Origin of the sequence: Sphingomonas pollutisoli (assembly GCF_029167165.1) — a bacterium.
GTDB lineage: Bacteria > Pseudomonadota > Alphaproteobacteria > Sphingomonadales > Sphingomonadaceae > Sphingomonas > Sphingomonas pollutisoli.
On the sequence record NZ_JARFNJ010000008.1, the window covers coordinates 135,882 to 157,043 of the forward strand.

A 21,162-nucleotide genomic window follows, 5' to 3' on the forward strand; every position below is an offset into this window, starting at 1 on the left:
GCCTTGAGGCTTCTCCTCACCGTGCACCGCGGCGCCTACAAGGACAGTGTCCGGCAGATGGCCGCAACGCGGGCGATGCTAGAAGCGAGCGGCGTTGAGTGGGCAGGGGCATTCATGGCCACTCCAGCCAATCTTCAGCAACTGCACGCCGAGGGTTTCGCGGAAGCCGATCTGGATACGCAGGCCAACGATCTCGTGCTCGCCGTTCGGGCGGAGGATGGGGCTTCAGCGCAACGAGCATTGGCGCGTGCCGAAGCCAGCCTGTTCGCCTCCGAACCTCAGCCAACGGGTGTCCAGGAACTACCGCCAGCAGATTTGCGGGCAGCGCTGCGCGTCGATCGAGCAGCCAATATCGCTATGATCTCAGTGCCCGGACCTTATGCCGCACTGGAGGCTCAGAAGGCGCTGTCCGAGGGGCTCCATGTGATGCTGTTCAGCGACGGCGTAGAACTGGCCGATGAGCTCGCGCTCAAACAACGCGGGCGGATGCTCGGCTTGTTCGTCATGGGGCCGGGTGCCGGTACATCCTGGATCGACGGCATCGGGTTCGGTTTTGCCAATCGCGTTCAACCCGGCCCGGTCGGCATCATCGCCGCCTCGGGCACCGGTGCCCAGGCGGTCATGTGCCTCCTCGACCACATGGGGATCGGGACATCGCACGCGATCGGAGTTGGTGCGCATGACCTCACGGCCGACATTGGCGGCCTTTCCGCGCATATGGCGCTGGAGGCGTTCGAGGGAGACGAGGCAACGCGCGCCATCATCCTCATATCCAAGCAGGCCGATGCGGCAGTGGCCGCCGGACTACTCGTTCGCGCGCGCAAGCCGACCGTCGCGGTTCTGCTCGGTACGAGTGACGAGCGCCTGATGAGCCACGAAGACGTCTATTCCACTCTTGAGCAGGGCGCATTCGCGGTTGCGGGCTTGCTCGGATACCCACCGCCGACGACGGTCGACGCGCATCTAATGGAACGGGTCGAGGCGGCAGTGGCCCATCTATCGCCGGAGCGGACGCGTGTCGTAGGCCTGTTCAGCGGCGGAACCCTTTGCGAAGAGGCAGCGGCGATCGTCGGCCGTTATCTCGCACCGATCGAGCGGGTCGCGTCCTCGCGGCTCGATCCGGCCACACGTCCTGTGCATCTCCTGCTCGATATGGGCGACGAGGATCATACGCGCGGCAAGCCTCACCCGATGATCGACGCCGCGGCCCGATCGGCGCTCTTGCTCGAACAAGGTGCGGATCTCAGTGTCGCGGTCGTCCTGCTAGACCTCGTGATTGGCGAAGGTTCGCACCCTGATCCCGCCAGCGTGCTGGCACCTGCGGTCACCAAGGTCGTCGAATCCGGTGCGGTTGTGCTCGCCTGCGTCATCGGCACGCCGGCGGACCCGCAGGATCTCCAAAAGCAGCGCGACCAACTCGAACGTGCCGGCTGCATTCTTGCCCTAACCACAGCGCGCGCGGCCCACGCCGCGGTCGCGATCGCGCTGCGCAAGCCTTCGATCGCTATCGAGACCGAACCTCGAACCTCCTGATCCTGATATCCGAATGGACCAACACCTGATGTCGTCTCAGCCTTCTTCTCCCGCCGCGCACAGCCCGCGTGTTGCGCTCACCACCTATTCCACCAAACCGCGCGGCGGCGTCGTGCACACGCTGGAGTTGGCCGAGGCGCTGCAGGCGCAGGGGGTCGATGTGACGGTGATAGCGATGGGTGAGCGAGGCTCGCTGTTTCGCGAGGTCACGGTTCCGGTCGAGTATATTCGGCCGCCCGAGGTCAAGGACACGCTGGAGGCGCGCGTCTTCAGCTGGATCGACACGTTGACCAAGGGCCTTGAGCCGCTGCGCGAGCGTTTCGACATCGTGCACAGCCAGGACTGCATCTCGGCGCGCGCGGCTGCCAGGATCCGTGACGCGGGCGCTGCCTTTCGGCTGGTGCGCACAGTACACCATGTCGACGACTTCACCACCGACGCACTCATCGAATGCCAACGCCAGGCGATCCTCGAGCCGGACGATGTCCTGGTGGTAAGCAAGGTCTGGCAAGAGCGCCTGCACGCAGATTATGGCGTGGAGGCCGACATCGTCACGAACGGGGTCTGGCCCGAGAACTTCCGGTGCAGCCTTGATGACACCCGCCGCAAGGAGCTGCGCCGCAGGGTCGGCGCGGAGGATCGTTTCCTTTATCTCACGATCGGCGGCATCGAGCCGCGCAAGGGCAGCCGTTTCCTTGCCGAGGCGCTCTCACGGCTCAAGTCCCGGCGTGCCATCTCGCCGGTGCTCGCCATCATCGGTGGCCATAGTTTCCAGGACTATTCGGCCTATAGCGAAGAGGTGCTGGCCTCCTTGCCTGGGCTCGGCCTTGAGCTGGGACGCGATGTCGTCCTGCTGCGGACGGTTGCCCAGGCCGAGCTGGTCGAGTGGCTGGCGGTCGCCGACGGCTTCGTGTTCCCTTCGATCAATGAGGGGTGGGGACTGGTCATCATGGAGGCGGCGAGTGCCGGCCTCCCCGTGGTCGCGTCCGACATCGACGTCTTTCGTGAGTTTCTGGACGATGGCCAGAACGCGATCCTCACCCGAGCCGGCGACAGCGGGTCGCTCGCCCTCGGCATGGCACGGCTGATGGACGAACCCAACACGCGCCGGCGGCTCGCGGCCGAAGGCACGGCGCTCGTCGCCAACTATGGATGGGATCGGACCGCCCGCCAGCACATCGCGCAATATGACCGCATATGGAGCGCAATGAACGCCGCCGAACGGGTCGGGCTCTCCGCCTAAGGACCACCCGTCCGCAGGCCGGAGCGACGACGCTCTCAGGAATCGTCTGCTGCCGTCGCTTTTCCAGGCTGCGGCGGCCAGCCCGAGCCCAGCCAGGAGCGCGGCACCAGAACAATGGCCTATGCCGCGCACGATATGTGCTGCTTGCTCGAATTCTCCGCGGCGCTGCGGGGCCGAGGGGCAGAGGGCATCTCCGCTATCAGAAAAGAGCATATGCACCGGTGCGATGCTCTGTCCGCGCGCGGCCCATCGCAGGAAATTGCGGCTGAGATCCGTCGTCCGGGCCCTTGTCGCGATCGCTGTGAGCCGTGCCGGGCGCCATCCTGTCCAATGGTAGAACAGCAAGAGGCCCGCAAGCGCGTCGTCGCCCGACGGCGTGAGCCCGGTACCGCGTCCCTCAAGAACCGCGGCGGCGCCTTCTAAATCTCCATTTTCAGTCGCGGCCTGTACATCATGCCAGGTTGCGCCAAGATCATTGGGACGCTGCTCTGCAGCAGCCCAGAATGTCATCCACGGGGCTGCGATGCCGAGTTCGCGTGCCGGAGGCGTACGCGGCACATAGACGCTTGCCGACGCGATATCGATCGTCCCTTCCGAAAAGGTGAGGCGCCGGGGATCCAGATAGACGGCCGCGCCGTTAACAACCGGCGGTGGATTGCTATCGAGGACGAGATGGATCGGGCCTGGCCAGATCCTCGGCCCGACGACCGCGAAGATGCTATCGTCGATCCGCACGTAAAAACCGCCGGCGAAGTTTCCCACGACTTTGCCCGGCAATGGTCCGCTGCGGGCAGCCTCGCTGCACAATTCCGCGATCGCCTCGCCCTGATAGACCGCGCGCGCCGATCTTGTCACTTAGGCGATCCTTTCGTCGAGCTCGAGTGCCGCCTGCACGAAACAGGCGAGCGGCGCGCGGGCGATCCCAGCGCCGATCTGCCCCAAACCGTCTGTCGCATGCACGATACCGGTGCTGATCCCGGGTGTGACCGAGAGCTCGGCGATCCGGCGGACGTCGAGACCCAAGGGAGCACCCTTGTTCGACAGATAGGGCATCCGAAATCGGTCGCTTTCACCTACGCTGATGGTCTCCATGGCTTGGGTGAGGGCGAGCGCGTCGTTTGCACCGCCAAGGAAGGTGGCTGCCGCCGGCGTGTTCCCCGCGACCGCGGCGCCAAGTCCGATGAGTTCGAGAACCGCGCTGTCTCCGATGTCGGGAGCAGCGCATTCGGGACCGAATCCGGGTCTGAACAATGCGCTTCTGACCGGCGGGGCGTCAGTCACGATCCAGGGACGATTGCCCAGCCGAATCCCGAAGGAAGAGCCGTTGCGCGCCATGGTCGTCACGATACTGGTGCCGTCGACCCTTGCCGCCGCGTCCGCCAGCGCCTTTGCCGCCGCCATTGCCATGTTCAGCGTCGTGAGCGGGTTGCCGGCTAGGAAATCAGCGGCGACGGCGGTCAACGGATGGCTCGATCGAACAAGTGCGGGCAGCAAGTCCCGCAGCACGAGGTTGGTCGTCGCCTGGATGCGCATATGGACGTCGTCGGCCATCGCGACCCCCTGTGCGGCGAGGTCGAGGATATCGATCCCGCCACGGCGCTTCAGCGCTTCCGCCAGCACAGGCCCGATCACGTCGCGCACCAGCTTCAGTCGGTCGATGCCTGCTTCGTTGTTGACGCCGAACCAGGGGGCTTCGCCCGCGCCCTGGTTGACGCTGGAGAAAGCGGTGGTGCCGCCGTGCGCGTTTTCCACGACGTAGACCGGCGCAGAGGGGCCGATCACGGTGGCCATCGGGACCACGGTCTGGTGATCGTTGGCGGGCTTGAACATGACTTCACCGGCTTGGGCGAGTTCTGCGGCCGTCGCGACATTGTTGGCCCAGCCTTCGGCGACGATCGCAGCGGTCGCCGACCGGCGCAGCGGATCGATCATGTCGTCCCAGGTGATCGCGGGACCGCAATGCAGGAGAGTCCGCTCACCGAGTCCTTCGATGACCGCGCCCGCGCGCTCGACGGTCCTTATGATCGGGCTGGCGTTCAGATGACCGAGTACCCGGGCGTTCGCCGCGTCGATCCGGGTCGCCTTGGGACCGAGCAGCCGCCCGAGCGCGGAAACCAATCCGCCGTCGCCACCGGCAGGAATGCGCCAGTCGACATCCACGACCGGGGCGCCTTGATCGCGCAGCGCGTCCGCGAAGATCGGCAGCCCGACATTGATAACGCGAACCTCGCCGGGCAGGCGGGGCACTGGGTCTTGGTCGGGTCGTTTCATCGTTCGGGCGTCTTATGCACTGGGGGAGGAAACCGATATGAAAACGCGAAATCTTCCGCGGAGGATAACGCACCCGTGACAAAGAAAAAGCAGCAAGCCTGTCCAGGCTTGCTGCTTCGGGAGTGGCGTGGATTGAGCTCAGACCGTCCAGGTCGAGAAGATCAGGGCGCGGTCCCGCCAAGCCTGGATGTTGATATCGAGCACGTCGAGTGGATTGATCGGAATGACGCCCGGGATCAGGTCGTCTTCGCGCATGCCGTACAGGGCGCCCATGGCGAAGCGGCAGGCATAGACCTTCGCGCCTTCGTCCATCAGCGTCTTGAGCTGACGATTATACTGGAGATTGCCGGGGAAGGCCTCGGTGCCGACCGCTGGATAGCCCCGCGTCGCCGCTGCCATCAGGACGCCCGGACCGTAGAGCACGAATGACAGCTCGAAACCCTTGCGGCGCAGGCGCGTGGCCGTCAGCATGTTCACGAAGCCCACCGACCCCTCGAACGGGACGGTGTGCATGAGGATCAAGGCCTTGTCGCCTTCGTTGGCCTTGAGATCCGGAAAAACCTTTTCCTCCACATTGAAGAGGATATCGCCTTCCTTGGGAGCGGGAATTGTCACTGTCTTCGGCATAGTTCTCTCCTTACGAAAATCATCCGGGCGTCGCCCGAAAGTGGCAGTTCAGTGGCTTATTTCCTGGGCGATCGGTCCTGCCCGTCGATCCGCACGAACGGATGGGGAGGCCGGGGACGGGGGCTCTGCTTGGGCCAGGGCCGGCGATGGCTCCCCGGCATCGCGTGGATAAGATACTGGCGCAGCCCGTTCGGCAGCATCTTGTACGTCGGCACGAAAATATAGCGCCAGAACCGGTCCTTCAGCGTGCGCGGCTTGCCGTAGACGGTGACGCCGTTCTTCCGGCCGATACGCTGCTGCGCATCTGCCAGGAGATATTGCTGCGAATTGGTGCGCAGCCACTCCGTGAATGACATGCTTACCTCCGGAAATTCTGCTGGACGGCCAGAGCTGCCATCTGGATCGGCTCGTTGAGCGCGCCGATGGCGGGCGAATACACATTCTCCATCGTGGCGAGATCGTCGACCGAGATGCCGGCTCGGATAGCGACCGCAAGGAAGTCGGCTCGCTCCTTCACGCCTTCCCCGCCGACCATCTGCGCGCCGATCAGGCAGCGCGTCGCCGGATCCGCCAGCAACTTCACCGTGATGGGCTTCACGCCCGGATAGTAGCGCGCGCGGGTGATGCCCTTTGCCACGCCACTGACATAGTCCATCCCGACGGCGCTGGCGGTGGTCTCGCCGAACGACACGCCGCCGATCATCCATTCGCCGGCGAGCATTGCCCAGGGCACATAGACCGATTGATACTCGCGGGTGCCGCCCGCGGCGTTGATGCCGGCGGTCTTCCCTTGCGCATAAGCGTGGCTCCCGGACAGGCCTTGCAGCGACACGTTCGAAACGCCGTGCGGGATTTCCGTGCAATCGCCCGCCGCGAAAACATCCGGTGCCGAAGTCCGCATCCGCGCATCGACTACGATGCCGCCGGTGCCGCCAAGTTCGATCCCGGCGGCGCGCGCGAGATCGCTATTGGGCACCTTGCGTGTGCCGATGACAGCGAGCTGCGCTTCGATTCGACCGGCAGTAGTCTCTACATAGGAAAGGGTGCCATCACCACCGAACGCGGTGACCTGCTCACCCCAGAGCGTGGTCACGCCTGCTTCCGCCCAGCCTGCGCGGACGGGATCGATGATGTCGGGATCAACCACTTCGGCCATCGGCCAGGGGCCCGGATCGACAACCGTGACCTTGATGCCGCGGTGGACCAGAGCGGTCACCATTTCGACCGCGATCAGGCCGCACTCTACGACAACGGCCGACTTGACCGTGTCGAGGAACGAGTCCCATTCCTTGGCACGCTGGATGTTCTTGACCCGGTAGATGCCTTTGAGATCGCCGCCGGGGAGGTTGGGATCCCGGTAATTCCAGCCGGTGGCGAGAACCAGCTTGTCGTATCGAACTTCGCCTTCTCCCGCGACCTTGATCACATGACGCTTGGTGTCGATGCTATCGACCGTCGTCTCGTAGTGAACGTCGATACCCTGTTCCTGATACTGCTGCTTGGTTGCGAGGAACAGCCGATCGAAGGACTCGATTTCCTTGCCATGGACGAAGGGAATACCGCAGGGACTATAGGCAACGTCTTCGAACTGGGTGTAGACAACCATCTCGGCAGAAGGATCGACACCTAACGCTGCACCCGCAGCGCCTAAACCAGCAGCACCACCACCAATCACCACAATTTTCATAATGCGATCCTCGCCTCGGATTTGTCACCGTATCGTATAGGGAATGCTTTTTTCCTAAAGTAGATACGAGGCCAAACCCCGTCAAGGGGAATGCAGCGGGATCGAGTTGTCGTTGGCGAGCGCCGCCACACAGGTTAGGAGCGCATCGACCATGAGCTCCGCGACGCACACCACCTCTCGAATCATTCTCGCGACCCAGCGCGCGATATTTCGGGCCTTCTTCGATCCTGAGGTTCTGGTGAACTGGCGGCCACCCACGGGGATGTCGGCCGAGCTTCATGCATTCGATCCACGTCCAGGGGGTGGGTACCGGATGACGCTGGCTTATGAGGATCCGAGCAGCCGCCCCGGCAAAACGGCAGTCGGGCGCGACGTTGTTCACGCGCGTTTCCTGGAAATTTATCCCGAGGAGCGAATTGTCGAGGCGATCACGTTCGAGACCGATTATCCCGCATTTTCTGGGACGATGACTCTCACAACCACGATGCGGCCGGTGACGGGCGGAACCAAGGTGACCTTCCTTGCAGAGAATGTGCCGGAGGGCATCGCTCAGGAAGATCACCTCAAGGGCATGGAGTCGACGCTCAAGAACCTTGCGAACCTGCTCGAATGAAAGGCCAGAGAAATGGCCTGCAGCTCGCGGATCTGCCGGAGATCGACCTGCTGAGAGAGGCGGACGAACGGGCGCGGACCTATGCTGCAACCATCGGCAGCCGCCGTGCTTGGCCGGATCCAGAAGCGCTGGAAGCGCTTGTCGCTTTTCAGGAAGATCTCCGAAACACTGGAGAACCGATGTCGAGACACTGCGGCTGCTGGACGAAATCGGTTCTCCCGCAACTGCGGCGACCACAGGGCCGAACTATTTTAGCTATGTGATTGGCGGTGTTCTTCCTGCCGCCGCGGCGGCTGTGCGCTTGGTGTTCGCCTGGGAGAAGTGCGCGTCTACCCTCGACACGTCGCCGGTTGCCGACGCAATCGAAATCCAGGCGGCGCGCTGGATATTAGAGGCACTGGACCTTCCCCGGTCCGCCGGGGTGGGCTTCGGCACCAGCGCCACGGCCTGCACTATTGCCTGTCTCGCGGCGGCGCGTCGGGCGCTACTCGCGCGCGCAGGCTGGAATTGGGACCGCCACGGCGCATAAGGCGCGCCGGTGGTGAGGGGCATGCTGCCGAAGACCGCCCATGTGGCCGTCATCAAGGCCCTTCGCATTCTGATTTTCGGTCTCGACAATCTCGTGCGGTTGGGCGCGCGCTTCGTCCTCGCGGGAGCTGTGCGATGGCGTCGAGTGGGCGGAAAGCTTGACGGCGGATGGTCACAAGTGGCTGAACACGCCCTATGATGGCGCCTTCTCCATCTGCCGGGACGCGAGCGACATGGCGAGTGCGATGTCCTCCGAGGCAGTCTATGCGAGAAGCCCCAGTCAAACAGGAGTATCTATGAACAACACCGAACTCGCCGAGCAAATTGCTTCCGGACGAGACCTGTCCAAAGCCGACGCGCGCAAGATCGTCGACGAGGTATTCTCCGCGATCGTAACTGCAGCGGCCGCTGGCCAGGAGATTTCGTTGAACGGCTTCGGCAAGTTCAAGCTGAAGGAATCGTCGGCACGCGAGGGCCGCAATCCTTCGACGGGCGAGTCGATCCAGATCGCCGCGTCGAAGAAGCTGACATTCGCGCCGGCCAAGGCCGTCAAGGATCGCCTGAACCCCTGATCGATCGGAACGGGGCGCCGCGCACCGGCGCCCCGCAACATATCGATGGTGCGCTGGGTTTCTCGATCAGCTCGTGGCACTCCTCGCCGACCCGCCCGGCGACGCGGAGAGGAAGGCTCCATTCGCCTCCTCGGCGATGGCCCGGCCACCGGGGACGAGATCGCTACGACGCCTTCGTTCGCAATATCGTTTTGGCTGCCAAGGCCGCAAAGCCTGTCACCAATCCCCAAAAGGCTGCGCCAAGGCCGAAAAGCGCCAAGCCCGACCCCGTGGCGAGGAATGTCACAATGGCCGCGTCGCGATCCTCCCTTGCCGCAAGCGCCGTCTCGAGCGCGCCGACCAAGGCCGGGATCAAGGCGATCCCCGTCAAAGCTGCAATCACGTTGTGCGGCAACGCCAGGAAGAACCGCACAAGCAACGGGGCGAACAGCGCTAGAAGCAGGTAAAAGCCGGCATACATAATGCCGACGATCCACCGCCGAGTCCGATCAGGATGGGCTTCCTCGCTAGTGCAGATCGCCGCTGTGAGCGCCGCGAGATTGACCGAGTGTGCGCCGAACGGCGCCGCCGCAAGGGATGCAAGGCCGGTTCCCGCCAACAATAGGCCAGGCTTTGGGCGGAAATCAGCCGTTCGCAGCACTACCAGCCCCGGCAGATTTTGCGAGACGAGGGTGACTAGGAACAATGGAACACCGAGGCTGATGATCGCGCGCGCATCGAATTGGGGTGCGACAGGGAAAAGCACACCAAATGCTGCTCCCGTAGGTAGGTGCGCGATGTCACCCCGCAAAGCGGTCAAGAGGGCGCCCGCGGCGAGGACGAGCAGCAATGCGTAGAGCGGAACCCGCTGGCGCGCTGCAAGGTAGACGGCGACAATGATCGTGACCAGAAGCGGATCGCTTCCTCCAATCTTGAACAGCCCGAGGCAGAATGGGAGCAAGACACCGCCCAGCATGGCCGATGCAACCGATGCAGGAATGCGTTCCGCCAGCCTGCCAAGGGCTGGTACGGCACCGAGACAGACCATCAGCAAGCCGCTGACCAGGAATGCACCGATCGCGACCGGCCAAGTCTGCCCAGGCGTCGTCGCAGCCAAAAGCGCCGCCCCCGGTGTCGACCAAGCCAGTACGATCGGCATCCGCAATTTCGTGGAAAGCGCCGCGCCGGCAATCGCGATCCCAAGACAGAGCGCCGTGACGGCCGAACCGGTCTGTTCAACGGATGCCCCCAACGTCCGCATCGCTTGCACGACCAACGCCACGGTACCACCGAAGCCAATTAGTGCGGCGATGAGAGCGGAAGACCATGCGTGCAATGGGGGCAGCGAACGAAGCATCCGGCCCCCCTAACCCTGCCCGTGCCGGTTCGTCACCTGCGTTGACAAGAACCGTGATGCTGCGCGAGCGGACGGTCCGACGGCCATGAAAGCGCACCCAAGCGTCATGTGAGGCTCCTTCAACGAAGGGCTGCAGTGACGATGATCTCAACCTTCCAGTCAGCTCGGGCGAGTTGCGCCTGCGCAGTCGCGCGCGCCGGGGCAGGGGAGTCGCCGATCCAGTCCTCCCATATCCGGTTCATCACGTCATAATCGGTGATATTGGCGAGCCATATCGTTGCTTGAAGCAGCCGCGAGCGATCCGTGCCCGCTTGCGCAAGCAGATCGTCAATCGTCGCAAGGATAGCCCGTACCTGGGCCGCAATATCCTCTCCCGGAGCGCCTATCTGGCCGGCCAGATAGACGGTGCCATTGTGGATGACGGCATGGCTCATGCGTCGACCGGGCTTCAGGCGCTGGATGTCCATTGAATCTTCTCGTTTTGAATGAGATGTCGACTATGCGGTGGCGTCGAGGAAGCGCGCGAGCAGCGCGTTGAACGCGGCCGGATCCTCAAGATAGGGGAGGTGGCCGCAGTGCGGCAGCCGCGCAATCGAGGAATTGTCGAGAAGCTGGTGCAACTCCTCCACGCAATAGGGCGGTACGAAGCCGTCCTGCTCGCCGCGCACGAGCAGCACCGGGCATCGGATGTCGGCCAGCTCGGGGCGCTGGTCGAAGTCGATCAGTTCCTGGAACCGTGCGCGGATATGTTTCGGGTCGATGCTGTCGAGCGATTTCAGGAATCCTCGCACGATCGCCCGGTGCTCGTTCACGCCCATGGCGGCGAGGAGAGTTTCGGCCCAGGCGCGCTCTCCACTAGGCTGGACGAGCAGATCGTAGAGCGCAAGCCGGGCCTGCCTGTCGGCGGGCGTGAGATGAACGAAGGCGTTGACGACCGCGATACGCTCGACGCGATCGGGAAATCGCGCCGCGAACATCATCCCGGCCCTGGCCCCCTTGGACAGGCCGCATATCGCGATCCGCTCGGCGTTGAGATGATCGCAAAGCGCCTCGATCGCTTCCCAATAGCGGATGAACGAGACGTCGCGGCCGCCCGAACGACCGTGGCCAGGAAGATCCAGCGCGACGACACGATGCGAAGGGGCAAACGCCTTTCGCTGCAGCACCCAGTTCTCGCCATTGCCGCCCAGGCCGTGGAGAAAGAGCAGGATCGGGCCCGTGCCTTCGATCGTGTAGGACAGCGTATATCCCTGGTGTGAGAAGCTTTCGATCATGGTCACAGCGGTCCCATTGTGCGCGATCGTTGCACGAAGCTATGCGGGCAGCAACGACAAGTCGCGCGCACCATGCCAGGGGGGCGGCATGGTGCGCGCGAACCCTCGGGATCAGGCTTCCGTCTGAGCGGCGAGGGCGGTGCCGGCGCCATCGGCACCCACCAGCTTGAGCGCCTTGGACACCTGCTCCGGTGTCAGGTCCTGGGCGGTCACGGCGGGGGATGTCGCCGGGTTCGTCATCAGCAGGCGCAGCAGTTCGGGGCGGGAGAAGTGGCCGACCGAGTCCATCAGACGCTTGCGGCCGAGGTTCAGGTCCATGTTGAGGTCGGCGATCAGGATACCCTCGCCGGAGGTCAGCGGCGGCACGACATGTCGGCCTTCCGGATCGATGATCGCGGTGATGCTGCCGCCACGGATCATGCCCGCCGCGCCGTGCTCGCCCGAAATCTCCGCAATCTGCTCCTCGGTGAGCCACCCTGTCGCGTTGACGACGAAGCAGCCACTCTCGAGAGCATGGTTCCGGATCTGCACCTCGGTCTGGTCCGCAAAGGTCGGGCCGAACAGCGCACCGGGGAACATCGAGACGTGGATGTCCTCATGCTGCGCCATCAGCGCGTAGCGAGCGAGGGGATTGTAATGCTCCCAGCAGATAAGACCGCCCACGCGGCCGACCGCAGTGTCGATCACCTTCAACGTCGAGCCGTCGCCCACGCCCCAGATCATGCGCTCGTGATAAGCCGGTGAGAGCTTGCGATGCTTGAGGCGAAGCGTGCCGTCGGCGTCGAAAATCAGCAGGCTGTTGTAAAGCGTGCCGTGATCGCGCTCGTTGATGCCGATCGAGATGACAATGTGGTGCTGCCGCGCGGCAGCGGACAGTGCCTCCGTGACCGGGCCAGGCGCAACGACGCCATTCTTGTAAAGGCGGAGGTGCTCGTCACCGATTAGCGCCGGACCGTGCACGATCGAGAAATAGGGATACCAAGGGAGGAACGTCTCGGGGAAGACGACGAGCTCCGCCCCCTTCGAGGCCGCTTCCGAGGCCGCGGCGAGTACGCGATCGACGGTGTTCGCCAGTGTATCCAGCGCCGGAGCGATCTGAACGGCCGCAGCGCGGACGGTACGGGAATCTGTCATTGGTGGCCTTTCCTTACGAACGGAGCATGCGAGATCGACCGATCGCGCAAACCTTCGGGCAATCGGACCAGCGAGTGTCGGCGCGAGGAGATTGCTCCGATTTTTCCACTCGGGGCAGCTTCAGCCGCACGATCCACACCGATGACCTCGGGTTCGTGTTGGATTTTGGTGAATTCCAATAGAATAGGGAATATAGACTTTGCTGAAATGATTTTTCCGGAATCGTGAATAATGGACACATTGCGCGCCATGCAGGTCATCGTCGCCATCGCCGAGCAAGGAGGCTTTGCAACGGCTGGACGCCAACTCGGCCTCTCGGCACCGGCGATCACTCGTATCGTCACCGACCTGGAGACCCAGCTCAACGTCAAGCTCGTCGCCCGCACCACTCGTAGCGTCCGGCTTACCGAGGCCGGCCAGCGCTACGTCGACGACGCGCGCCGCATCCTCGCCGCGGTGGATGACGCTGGCGATGCGGCCCGCGGCATCCACGGGGAATTGCGCGGACGCGTCAACGTCACCGCGTCCGTCCTCTTCGGCCGGCTGTTCGTATCGGACCTTCTCGTCGCATTCCTCCGCCTCCATCCCGGCATGGAGATCGCGACGCTCTATGTGGATCGCGTGGTCCAGCTTTCCGACGAAAACCAGGACATCGCGGTCCGTGTCGGAGCGCTCGCCGACTCCAGCCTTCGTGCGGTCCGCGTTGGTGCTGTTCGGCGGATCGTCTGTGGGGCACCTTCCTATCTCGAGGCCCACGGTATTCCGCAGCGGCCAGAAGATCTGGACGCGCACGAGACCATCGGCATCACAGCGCTAGGCGCCGGGTTGAACTGGCAGTTCAGAAGAGGTGGGGAAGCATTCACCAAGCGGGTCCGTCCAAGGTTCTTCGTGAACGCTCACGAGAGCGGGATAACTGCGGCTGAGGCTGGTTTCGGGTTGACCCAGGCCTGCTCAGATCAAATCGCCCACCAACTGCGCGCGGGTTCGCTCAAGGCGATCCTCACCGACTGGGAAGCTCCACCCTTGCCAGTCCATATCCTCCACCGCGAAGGAGATCGCATCTCCGCGCGCGTGCGCGGTTTGGTCGATCATCTGATCGTCGGGCTGCGTGCGAAGCTCGAGATACTGGCTCGCTATGAGCTTGAACCGGCAACCGTGACCTAATGCGACTCGATAGAAGTCATCATCATGAGGCTGGCAGGGCAACGATACGCGAGGCAGCGGGCAGCGTTGTCGACGTCTCGAAGATCCGCCATTTCGGCTTCAGCCACTTCGAGTCCGATGAATGCGGCGCGCTTAACGATTGGCTTGAAGCGACGCCGGATGCGGTGGCCTTCACCTGCCCCCTGTGCTGCGACGAGCTCGCCATCCGAACGCCTGCCGTTCTTGCCAAGGAGGCAATGCTGGAAACCGAATCCAAGCGCTTCCGGCTGATACCCTCATCCCATTTTAGACTCGCGCACGATGTCGTCAAAGGAGGCCTTTCGATCTCGAGGCTGTTCGACATGGCGCCGTTCGTCCATAGCTGGCTTCAGGCAGCGCTTCGCCTGAGCGGTCAGGAGATCCTCAACATCAGCCCAATCCGCATCGTGAAGGCATGCGCAACGCCGCTGATCGCAGCCTGGGGCGGCGCAGAGACTACAGCCTTCGGCAATCAGTCCAACAACTTCCTCGAGGCATGGGCCGCGATGGGAAACAAAGGTGCCCCGCTGGAGATCCCGGGCAAGAATCACTTCGATGTTCTGGACGGCTTCGAGACGGTCGATGGGACATTGACGCAAGCGCTGCTCTCTCTAGCGTCGATGTAAGGGGACGGGCAGAACCGGCCGCCTCAGGCAACCCGGAATCACTCATCCATGGAGTATGTGTTGGATCAATTGAATGGCGTCGCAGGCACGGCTGATGGCGACGAAATCAACCTGTTGCAAGCTGCTGACGAACGCGCGCGTTCCTATACAGCTACGATCGGCAACCGCCGCGCCTGGCCGGCACCCGAGGCCCTCGAAGCGCTCTCCGCGTTCCAGGAGGATTTCCCCGAACACGGGATGACGGCTACGGACACACTGCGGCTTCTCGACGATATCGGCTCTCCCGCGACATCCGCGAGCACGGGTCCCAACTATTTCGGCTATGTAATCGGTGGCGTTCTCCCGGCCGCCGCTGCCGCCGAGCGGCTAGTGCTCGCTTGGGACCAGCGCGCATCGACGTTCGACAGCTCGCCGGTCTCCGACGTGATCGAAACACAGGCGGCTCGCTGGATTTTGGAAGCCCTAGACCTTCCCCGGTCCGCCGGGGTGGGCTTCGGCACGAGTGCCACTGCCTGCACCATCGCCTGTCTCGCAGCAGCCCGCCGGGCGCTGCTCGCGCGTGCTGGCTGGAATTGGGACCGCCACGGCGCACAAGGCGCGCCGGTGGTGAGGGTCATGCTGCCGGAGACGGCGCATGTGGCCCTCATCAAGGCGCTTCGCATTCTGGGCTTCGGTCTCGACAATCTCGTGCGACTGCCGGTCGACGGATCGGGCCGTGCGATCGTCGAGCAAGTACCCGATGCGGACGATCTGACAATCCTATGCCTTCAGGCGGGCGAGGTGAACACCGGTAGCTTCGATGATTTCGCCAAGCTCATCCCCATGGCGCAGGCACGTGGGGCGTGGGTGCATGTCGATGGGGCGTTCGGCCTTTGGGCGCGCGCCTCGTCCTCGCGGGCGCTGTGCGATGGCGTGGAGTGGGCGGACAGTTGGACGGCGGACGGCCACAAATGGTTGAACACGCCCTATGACGGTGCCTTCGCTATTTGCCGGGAAGCGGACAACATGGCGACCGCGATGTCCTCCGAGGCGGTATACGCGCCGACCTCCGCCTCCGCGCAGCAGAACCTGACACTCGAGTTCTCGCGTCGCGCCCGCGGCATCCCGATCTGGGCGGCATTGCGGACGCTAGGCCGAGATGGCCTTCGTCAACTCGTGGACCGCAACATTTCGCAGGCGCAGCATGTCGCTGAACGTCTCCGAGCCGAAGGCTATGAGATTCTGAATGATGTGGTGCTGAACCAGGTGCTGGTGCGCGCGGACGACGACGAGCGCACCCAGCGCATTTGCCGGGCCGCTCAGGCTTCCGGTGTTGCTTGGTTCGGTATGACCCGATGGGAAGGACGCCCGGCGTTCAGGCTGAGTTTCTCAAGCTGGCGCACGAACCAGGAAAATCTCGACAAGCTCGTCGCGCTATTGGTTGGACTGTTGCGTGACGTGAAGAACTGAAGCGCGATACGGATGTCCGCGGCGGTTGGGCCGCCGCGGATCCGATCGAGGCAGATGCCGATCGGTTTCGAGTGGGTGGGTACGTGCGCGGTCTGCCAGGGATCGCCGGACAGAATTGGATGACCACTCGCAGTGTCGGGCTCTCAGAGGCAGGCGAGCACTATATCGATGATGCGCTTCGCGTCCTTGCGGCGGGTCGACGATGTCGGCGAACCCCAGCAGAGGTCGATGAGTGGATCGGCTCGACTGGAAGGGGCCGACACAACACCCGCCTCCATGAACCTTTTCATCGAGGCCGAAGGCACCTTCGGGTTTCGGCTAGCGTGCGAAAGGCCCGATCGAACCCGGATACGCGCTGTCAATAGTCGGACGGCCATCCGCCAGACCGCTATTTCAAGCTCAGGGCACCTGAGGCGTGCGACGCCACGATTCCGCGGGTTCTGGGATCCGCATCAGTTTGCGGATATGATCTGAGTTCGCTTGCGATGTTAGGGTTGTCAGCAGTTCAAAGGCAACCTCGATCGCGGTGCCTGGACCAGTCGAGGTAATCAACGTGCCGTCGACGACAACGGCTTCGTCGACAAACTGCGCTCCATAACCTTCGAGCTGAGCTCGCCGCTTGCCGCCGATCTGGTGATAAACCGTAGCGCGTCGGCCATTCAATACTCCAGCTGCACCCAATGATAGGGATGCGACGCAAACGGCCGCCACGGTTTGCTGCCTCTCCACAAATCTGCGAATAATGTCGGTAAATGGCTGCGACAAAGCGTCGTTATAGAAGCCCGCACCTTCAAATCCCCCTGGAACGGCAACGGCATCAAATCCATCCAGATCAAGGTCTGCCACCAGTGCCTGGGGCAAAACTGAGAATCCGAATGTCGCCTTGAGCGGCGACCGCAAGCCTGCAGAAACGAGCTCTATTCCCTCTTCTCCATCAAGATTCGCCCAGCCGAGAACATCGGTAAATCCGGCTGCTTCCAGGGGCTCAAATCCGTCAGCAAGTAACAATAGAACACGCTTTGTCATCGTACTTCTCTCAAAAAATGCATATTATTCATTATAGGGTATGTTCCGCCATCTATGGTAGTGCTGTAATAGCAGTATTTCGGAATACTGAATTTCATATCTGTGAATAATGAGGGTAATGTTTTCGCCCTTACACTGCCGGCGACACACGTTGATCAGAGGACAGAGAACGCATCCTCCCTCGTGGAAGGACGTCAGTCTCCCTGAGCTCACTTGAACGCTCTGCCTTCTTCAATGCGTGGATATCGGTGACGACGAATCGGAATCCGTCGCGGCTGTTGGTTGTGATAGATGGCGCAATGAACGCAAGGCTGCTGCGGTCTGGTTCATCGAGGCGGAAGGCGCCGCTGGGCTCGGCTTCGCTTGGCATCGGTTGACCTAATGCCCGGCAGCACCGTCGGCGATCTCACGAATCTTATCGAGAGATAGCAGGACCAATTGTTGATTATGGCTCGCAATCAAGCCACGCCGTTCCCACCCTGCAACGACCCGGCTGGCGGTATGGAGCGTAGTGCCGGCAATATCGGCGATATCCTTGCGCCGCAGGGGAAACTCGATCCGGATGCCGTCATTCATTCGTCTTCCGGCTTGGTCGGCTAGCCTTAGCAAGGCCCGCGCGATCCGTCGGTCGACGTTCTGCGTGGCAAGCTCGCGCAACCTTTCCTGCGCTTCGCTCAACCGCGTGCCGAGAATGGCGGTCATATTGATCGCAATCGTGGAATGCTGCCGCATCAGCTCCAGGAGATCGACGGGACTCCAGCTGATCTCGATCGAATCAACCATCGTCGTTGCGTCGGCGGGATAGAGGCCATCGGTCAACAAAGGAACACAACCGAAAATTTCGCCCGGACCAATGAACCGGACCAGTATCTCGCCGCCGTCGCTCCCCGACTGGGTAATCCGGACACTCCCGGACAATAGGGCGTGTGCACGGCCGGCCGGCTGTCCCTGGTCAAAGACCCGTACGTCACGGGGGATATCCCGCTTGCGCGCGATCGCAACCGCTTGCGCTCGCACATCCGGCGGCAACGCCGTGAACAGCGCGATGCCCGAGATCGGATCTGCGCTAACGGGATTCCGAGCAATCATGGCTTCCTTGTAAGAGCGGGTTCGCAAAAGTGGAGCAGTTTGCGCCAGCGCAACCTCGAATCCCCCGACTATGCTAGATTCGGGCTGCGGCTGGAACGAAAACCGTCTAGCGGAAAATAACGGCTGAGGTATCGCAATGCTCTGTCCAGAATGCGGTGAAGTGATCGGATCGGGCCCGCTTGATTTGCGACATCCTGTGTCGTGCGAACGAAACAGCGCTCCGCTCAAGACCGCAACCCAGCGATTTTTTGCGGAACTCTCAAGGCTGATAGGCGGCGTAAGCCGCGCGATGCGCGCAGCGCAGGCGGACTGATTGTGGCGCTGCCGCATTCCCGACCAGGAGAGGTGTTTCGCCTGGCACCGCTCGGCGATAAGACCACACGGACTGTGGCGTTGGCACGCACACCATCCTTCGAGGCCGTTCACCTGGTCATTCGCGCCGGCCAATCAATCGCACCGCACCACGTTGCCGGTTCGATGACGCTTTACTGTATTGCGGGTCATGTACGCTTTGAGGGTAGCACGCCGCCGGAGCTTCGAACCGGCGACTGGCTCTTCCTCGATCCGGGTGCCCCGCACGCGGTAGAAGCGATCGTCGACAGTTCCTTGCTTCTGACGATCATGTTCGATGAATCCCATGGCGGAGGGCCTGAACCGGCCTGAGCGACTGGTACGACGCGGTGGTAACGACAGGGGGGGAAACAGTGGGCGAGTATCGCAAGCTTTGGTGGACTTTGATCGCGGTCCTGGCCGTGACCTTCACGATATTGGGCGTATCGGGCGTTGAAGTCTATCGCAAGGCTCCACCTATCCCCGCCAGGGTCGTCACGCCCTCCGGCTCGGTGCTAATGACCCATGACGACATCCTGGCGGGTCAAGCGGCCTGGCAAAGTACAGGTGGGATGGAACTCGGCTCGATCTGGGGCCACGGCGCCTACCAGGCTCCTGACTGGAGTGCCGACTGGCTCCATCGCGAACTGGTCGCATGGCTGGATCTCGCCGCGTGGGAGACCTACGGCAAGGCGTTCGATACGCTGGGTGTCGAGCAGAAGGCCGCGCTGACCTATCGCCTGCGGCAGGAATATCGCCACAACGGCCATGATGCCGCGACAGGCGTCCTCACGGTGTCGGATCGCCGCGCCCGCGCGATCGCGCTGACTGCCGACCATTATAGCCGGCTCTACGGCAATGATCCCGCGCTTCAGGAGATGCGCGATAATTATGCGATGAAAGAGGGGACGCTCCCAAGCCCGGAAAGCCGCGCCAAGCTCGCCGATTTCTTCTTCTGGACGGCCTGGGCCGCCGCGACGGAACGGCCCGGGACGGTCGCCACCTACACCAACAACTGGCCACCCGAACCGCTGATCGGCAACCAGCCGACGCCGGAGAACATCCTCTGGTCGCTTGCCTGCGTCGTCATCCTGATCGCGGGCGTCGGCACGCTGATCTGGGGCTGGGCGTTCCTGCGCCGTCACGACGATACGCCGCTCGTCGCGGCGGACAGGGACCCGCTGACGCTGGCCGCGCTCACCCCGTCGCAGCGATCGCTCGGCAAATATCTGTTCGTCGTCGCCGCGCTGTTCATCTTCCAGGTTTTCATCGGCGGCTTCACCGCGCACTACACGATCGAAGGACAAAGCTTCTACGGCATCGATGTCTCGCAATGGTTTCCCTATGCGCTGACCCGCACCTGGCATGTGCAGAGCGCGATACTATGGATCGCGACGGCGTTCCTCGCCGCCGGTCTGTTTCTTGCGCCGGTGATCAACGGCGGTGACCCCAAGTATCAGAAGCTCGGCGTCGACATCCTGTTCTGGGCGCTGATCCTTGTCGTCGCCGGATCCTTCATCGGCAATTTTCTAGCGCTCTCGCATGCCTTGCCTGCCAATCTCAGTTTCTGGTTCGGGCATCAGGGATATGAGTTCCTCGACCTGGGCCGCGTATGGCAGATCGCACTGTTCGGCGGGCTGCTGTTCTGGCTTACGTTGATGCTGCGCGGCATGCTGCCGGCGCTGCGCGCGAAGGATGGAGGCGACAAAAGCCTGCTGGCGCTGCTCACCGTCTCCACCGTCGCGATCGGTCTCTTCTACGGCTCGGGACTGTTCTACGGCGAGCGCACCCACATCACGATCATGGAATATTGGCGCTGGTGGGTGGTCCACCTGTGGGTGGAGGGCATTTTCGAAGTGTTCGCCACCGCTGCGATCGCCTTCATCTTCGCCTCCATGGGCCTGGTGTCACGGCGGATCGCGACCGCCGCCAGCCTCGCTTCGGCCTCCTTGTTCATGGTGGGCGGCGTGCCTGGCACTTTCCACCACCTTTATTTTTCGGGCACGACCACGCCCATCCTGGCGGTCGGCGCGGCGTTCAGCGCGCTTGAGGTGGTGCCGCTGATCGTGCTCGGCTACGAAGCATGGGAGCGCTGGAGCCTGCGCAATCACGCCCCCTGGATGCGCGCGATGCGCTGGCCGCTGATGTGCTTCATCGCGGTCGCCTTCTGGAACATGCTGGGTGCCGGCGTCTTCGGCTTCATGATCAACACGCCGGTCGCACTGTTCTACCTTCAGGGGCTGAACACGACCGCGGTCCACGCCCACGCGGCGCTGTTCGGAGTCTATGGCTTCCTGGCGCTCGGGTTCACCCTTCTGGTGCTGCGCTACATCAGGTCCGACATCGCCTTCAACGAGCGGCTGATGCAGACCGGCTTCTGGGGGTTGAACGCGGGGCTAGTGCTGATGATCTTCACCAGCCTGCTTCCGGTTGGCCTGTTCCAGTTCGAAGCCAGTGTCACCACCGGCATGTGGTATGCGCGCAGCGACGCGTTCCTCCAGCAAGGCTTTCTTGAGACGCTGCGCTGGATCCGTACCTTTGGCGACGTGGTGTTCATCGCAGGCGCCATAGCAGTCGCGTGGCAGATCGTGATCCTCGGGCTGTGGCGTCAGGGCACGCGGACATAGCCAAGAAGGGCGGTC

Annotated in this window: 20 protein-coding genes and 1 pseudogene; 10 read left to right on the forward strand and 11 right to left on the reverse strand. The window is 62.9% G+C overall.

What is annotated here, in order from left to right; translation table 11 throughout:
- Positions 1 to 3 precede the first annotated feature (3 nt).
- On the forward strand, positions 4 to 1,533 hold the full coding sequence (locus PX554_RS18180; RefSeq protein WP_275503934.1) for a hypothetical protein: 1,530 nt from the start codon (positions 4 to 6) through the stop codon (positions 1,531 to 1,533).
- A 13-nt stretch (positions 1,534 to 1,546) separates the two neighbouring features.
- On the forward strand, positions 1,547 to 2,776 hold the full coding sequence (locus PX554_RS18185) for an MSMEG_0565 family glycosyltransferase (protein ID WP_275503935.1): 1,230 nt from the start codon (positions 1,547 to 1,549) through the stop codon (positions 2,774 to 2,776).
- 90 nt (positions 2,777 to 2,866) lie between these two features.
- Here PX554_RS18185 and PX554_RS26685 read toward each other — a convergent pair.
- The 5 genes and pseudogenes from PX554_RS26685 to PX554_RS18205 all read right to left on the reverse strand — a co-directional run.
- A pseudogene (locus PX554_RS26685) lies at positions 2,867 to 3,286 on the reverse strand (oxamate carbamoyltransferase subunit AllH family protein); the annotation flags it as partial.
- A gap of 345 nt (positions 3,287 to 3,631) precedes the next feature.
- Positions 3,632 to 5,023, reverse strand: a complete 1,392-nt coding sequence (locus tag PX554_RS18190; RefSeq protein WP_275503936.1) for a YlbE family protein — start codon at positions 5,021 to 5,023, stop codon at positions 3,632 to 3,634.
- 162 nt (positions 5,024 to 5,185) lie between these two features.
- The gene (locus PX554_RS18195; protein ID WP_100239660.1) at positions 5,186 to 5,674 is read right to left on the reverse strand and encodes an MSMEG_0572/Sll0783 family nitrogen starvation response protein; all 489 of its coding nucleotides are present in this window, start codon (positions 5,672 to 5,674) and stop codon (positions 5,186 to 5,188) included.
- Positions 5,675 to 5,730: 56 nt separating this feature from the next.
- On the reverse strand, positions 5,731 to 6,030 hold the full coding sequence (locus PX554_RS18200; protein ID WP_100239659.1) for a hypothetical protein: 300 nt from the start codon (positions 6,028 to 6,030) through the stop codon (positions 5,731 to 5,733).
- Positions 6,031 to 6,032: 2 nt separating this feature from the next.
- The gene (locus PX554_RS18205; RefSeq protein ID WP_100239658.1) at positions 6,033 to 7,361 is read right to left on the reverse strand and encodes an FAD-dependent oxidoreductase; all 1,329 of its coding nucleotides are present in this window, start codon (positions 7,359 to 7,361) and stop codon (positions 6,033 to 6,035) included.
- Positions 7,362 to 7,512: 151 nt separating this feature from the next.
- On the opposite strand from PX554_RS18205, the gene PX554_RS18210 reads away from it, so the two are divergent.
- From PX554_RS18210 to PX554_RS18220, 3 genes are all read left to right on the forward strand, one after another.
- Entirely contained in the window at positions 7,513 to 7,974 is a 462-nt protein-coding gene (locus tag PX554_RS18210) for an SRPBCC domain-containing protein (protein WP_100239657.1), read from the forward strand.
- Between the two features lie 550 nt (positions 7,975 to 8,524).
- Positions 8,525 to 8,701 (forward strand): hypothetical protein, encoded by a 177-nt coding sequence (locus PX554_RS18215; protein ID WP_197707538.1) that lies wholly within the window; start codon positions 8,525 to 8,527, stop codon positions 8,699 to 8,701.
- Positions 8,702 to 8,747: 46 nt separating this feature from the next.
- Complete coding sequence (locus PX554_RS18220) at positions 8,748 to 9,074, forward strand: HU family DNA-binding protein (protein ID WP_275503972.1); 327 nt, start codon at positions 8,748 to 8,750, stop codon at positions 9,072 to 9,074.
- Positions 9,075 to 9,237: 163 nt separating this feature from the next.
- Here the strand turns inward: PX554_RS18220 and PX554_RS18225 are convergent, their stop codons facing one another.
- The 4 genes from PX554_RS18225 to PX554_RS18240 form a co-directional block, all read right to left on the reverse strand.
- A complete protein-coding gene (locus PX554_RS18225; RefSeq protein ID WP_100239654.1) occupies positions 9,238 to 10,410 on the reverse strand; it encodes a benzoate/H(+) symporter BenE family transporter in 1,173 nt (390 codons plus the stop codon).
- Positions 10,411 to 10,529: 119 nt separating this feature from the next.
- Positions 10,530 to 10,877 (reverse strand): RidA family protein, encoded by a 348-nt coding sequence (locus PX554_RS18230; RefSeq protein ID WP_275503937.1) that lies wholly within the window; start codon positions 10,875 to 10,877, stop codon positions 10,530 to 10,532.
- Positions 10,878 to 10,907: 30 nt separating this feature from the next.
- On the reverse strand, positions 10,908 to 11,684 hold the full coding sequence (locus PX554_RS18235) for an alpha/beta fold hydrolase (protein ID WP_100239856.1): 777 nt from the start codon (positions 11,682 to 11,684) through the stop codon (positions 10,908 to 10,910).
- Positions 11,685 to 11,795: 111 nt separating this feature from the next.
- Complete coding sequence (locus PX554_RS18240) at positions 11,796 to 12,818, reverse strand: nitrilase-related carbon-nitrogen hydrolase (RefSeq protein ID WP_275503938.1); 1,023 nt, start codon at positions 12,816 to 12,818, stop codon at positions 11,796 to 11,798.
- Positions 12,819 to 13,049: 231 nt separating this feature from the next.
- On the opposite strand from PX554_RS18240, the gene PX554_RS18245 reads away from it, so the two are divergent.
- Genes PX554_RS18245 through PX554_RS18255 form a run of 3 tightly spaced genes read left to right on the forward strand, consistent with a single transcriptional unit; the run spans position 13,050 to position 16,075 of the window.
- A complete protein-coding gene (locus PX554_RS18245) occupies positions 13,050 to 13,982 on the forward strand; it encodes a LysR family transcriptional regulator (protein WP_275503939.1) in 933 nt (310 codons plus the stop codon).
- Positions 13,982 to 14,626 (forward strand): MBL fold metallo-hydrolase, encoded by a 645-nt coding sequence (locus PX554_RS18250; RefSeq protein ID WP_100239650.1) that lies wholly within the window; start codon positions 13,982 to 13,984, stop codon positions 14,624 to 14,626. Before PX554_RS18245 ends, PX554_RS18250 begins: the two co-directional genes overlap by 1 nt.
- Positions 14,627 to 14,686: 60 nt before the next feature.
- Positions 14,687 to 16,075, forward strand: coding sequence for a pyridoxal phosphate-dependent decarboxylase family protein (locus PX554_RS18255; protein ID WP_275503940.1), 1,389 nt, complete (start codon positions 14,687 to 14,689; stop codon positions 16,073 to 16,075).
- A 399-nt stretch (positions 16,076 to 16,474) separates the two neighbouring features.
- Here PX554_RS18255 and PX554_RS18260 read toward each other — a convergent pair whose 3' ends face one another.
- Together PX554_RS18260 and PX554_RS18265 are read right to left on the reverse strand one after the other, a co-directional pair.
- Positions 16,475 to 17,101: a DJ-1/PfpI family protein gene (locus PX554_RS18260; protein WP_100237113.1), complete on the reverse strand. Its 627-nt coding sequence runs from the start codon at positions 17,099 to 17,101 to the stop codon at positions 16,475 to 16,477.
- A 378-nt stretch (positions 17,102 to 17,479) separates the two neighbouring features.
- On the reverse strand, positions 17,480 to 18,190 hold the full coding sequence (locus PX554_RS18265; RefSeq protein ID WP_100237112.1) for a Crp/Fnr family transcriptional regulator: 711 nt from the start codon (positions 18,188 to 18,190) through the stop codon (positions 17,480 to 17,482).
- Between the two features lie 393 nt (positions 18,191 to 18,583).
- Here PX554_RS18265 and PX554_RS18270 point away from each other — a divergent pair, with 393 nt between their 5' ends.
- Positions 18,584 to 18,853, forward strand: coding sequence for a cupin domain-containing protein (locus PX554_RS18270; protein ID WP_275503941.1), 270 nt, complete (start codon positions 18,584 to 18,586; stop codon positions 18,851 to 18,853).
- A gap of 41 nt (positions 18,854 to 18,894) precedes the next feature.
- Entirely contained in the window at positions 18,895 to 21,147 is a 2,253-nt protein-coding gene (locus PX554_RS18275) for a nitric-oxide reductase large subunit (RefSeq protein ID WP_100239648.1), read from the forward strand.
- Positions 21,148 to 21,162 lie beyond the last annotated feature (15 nt).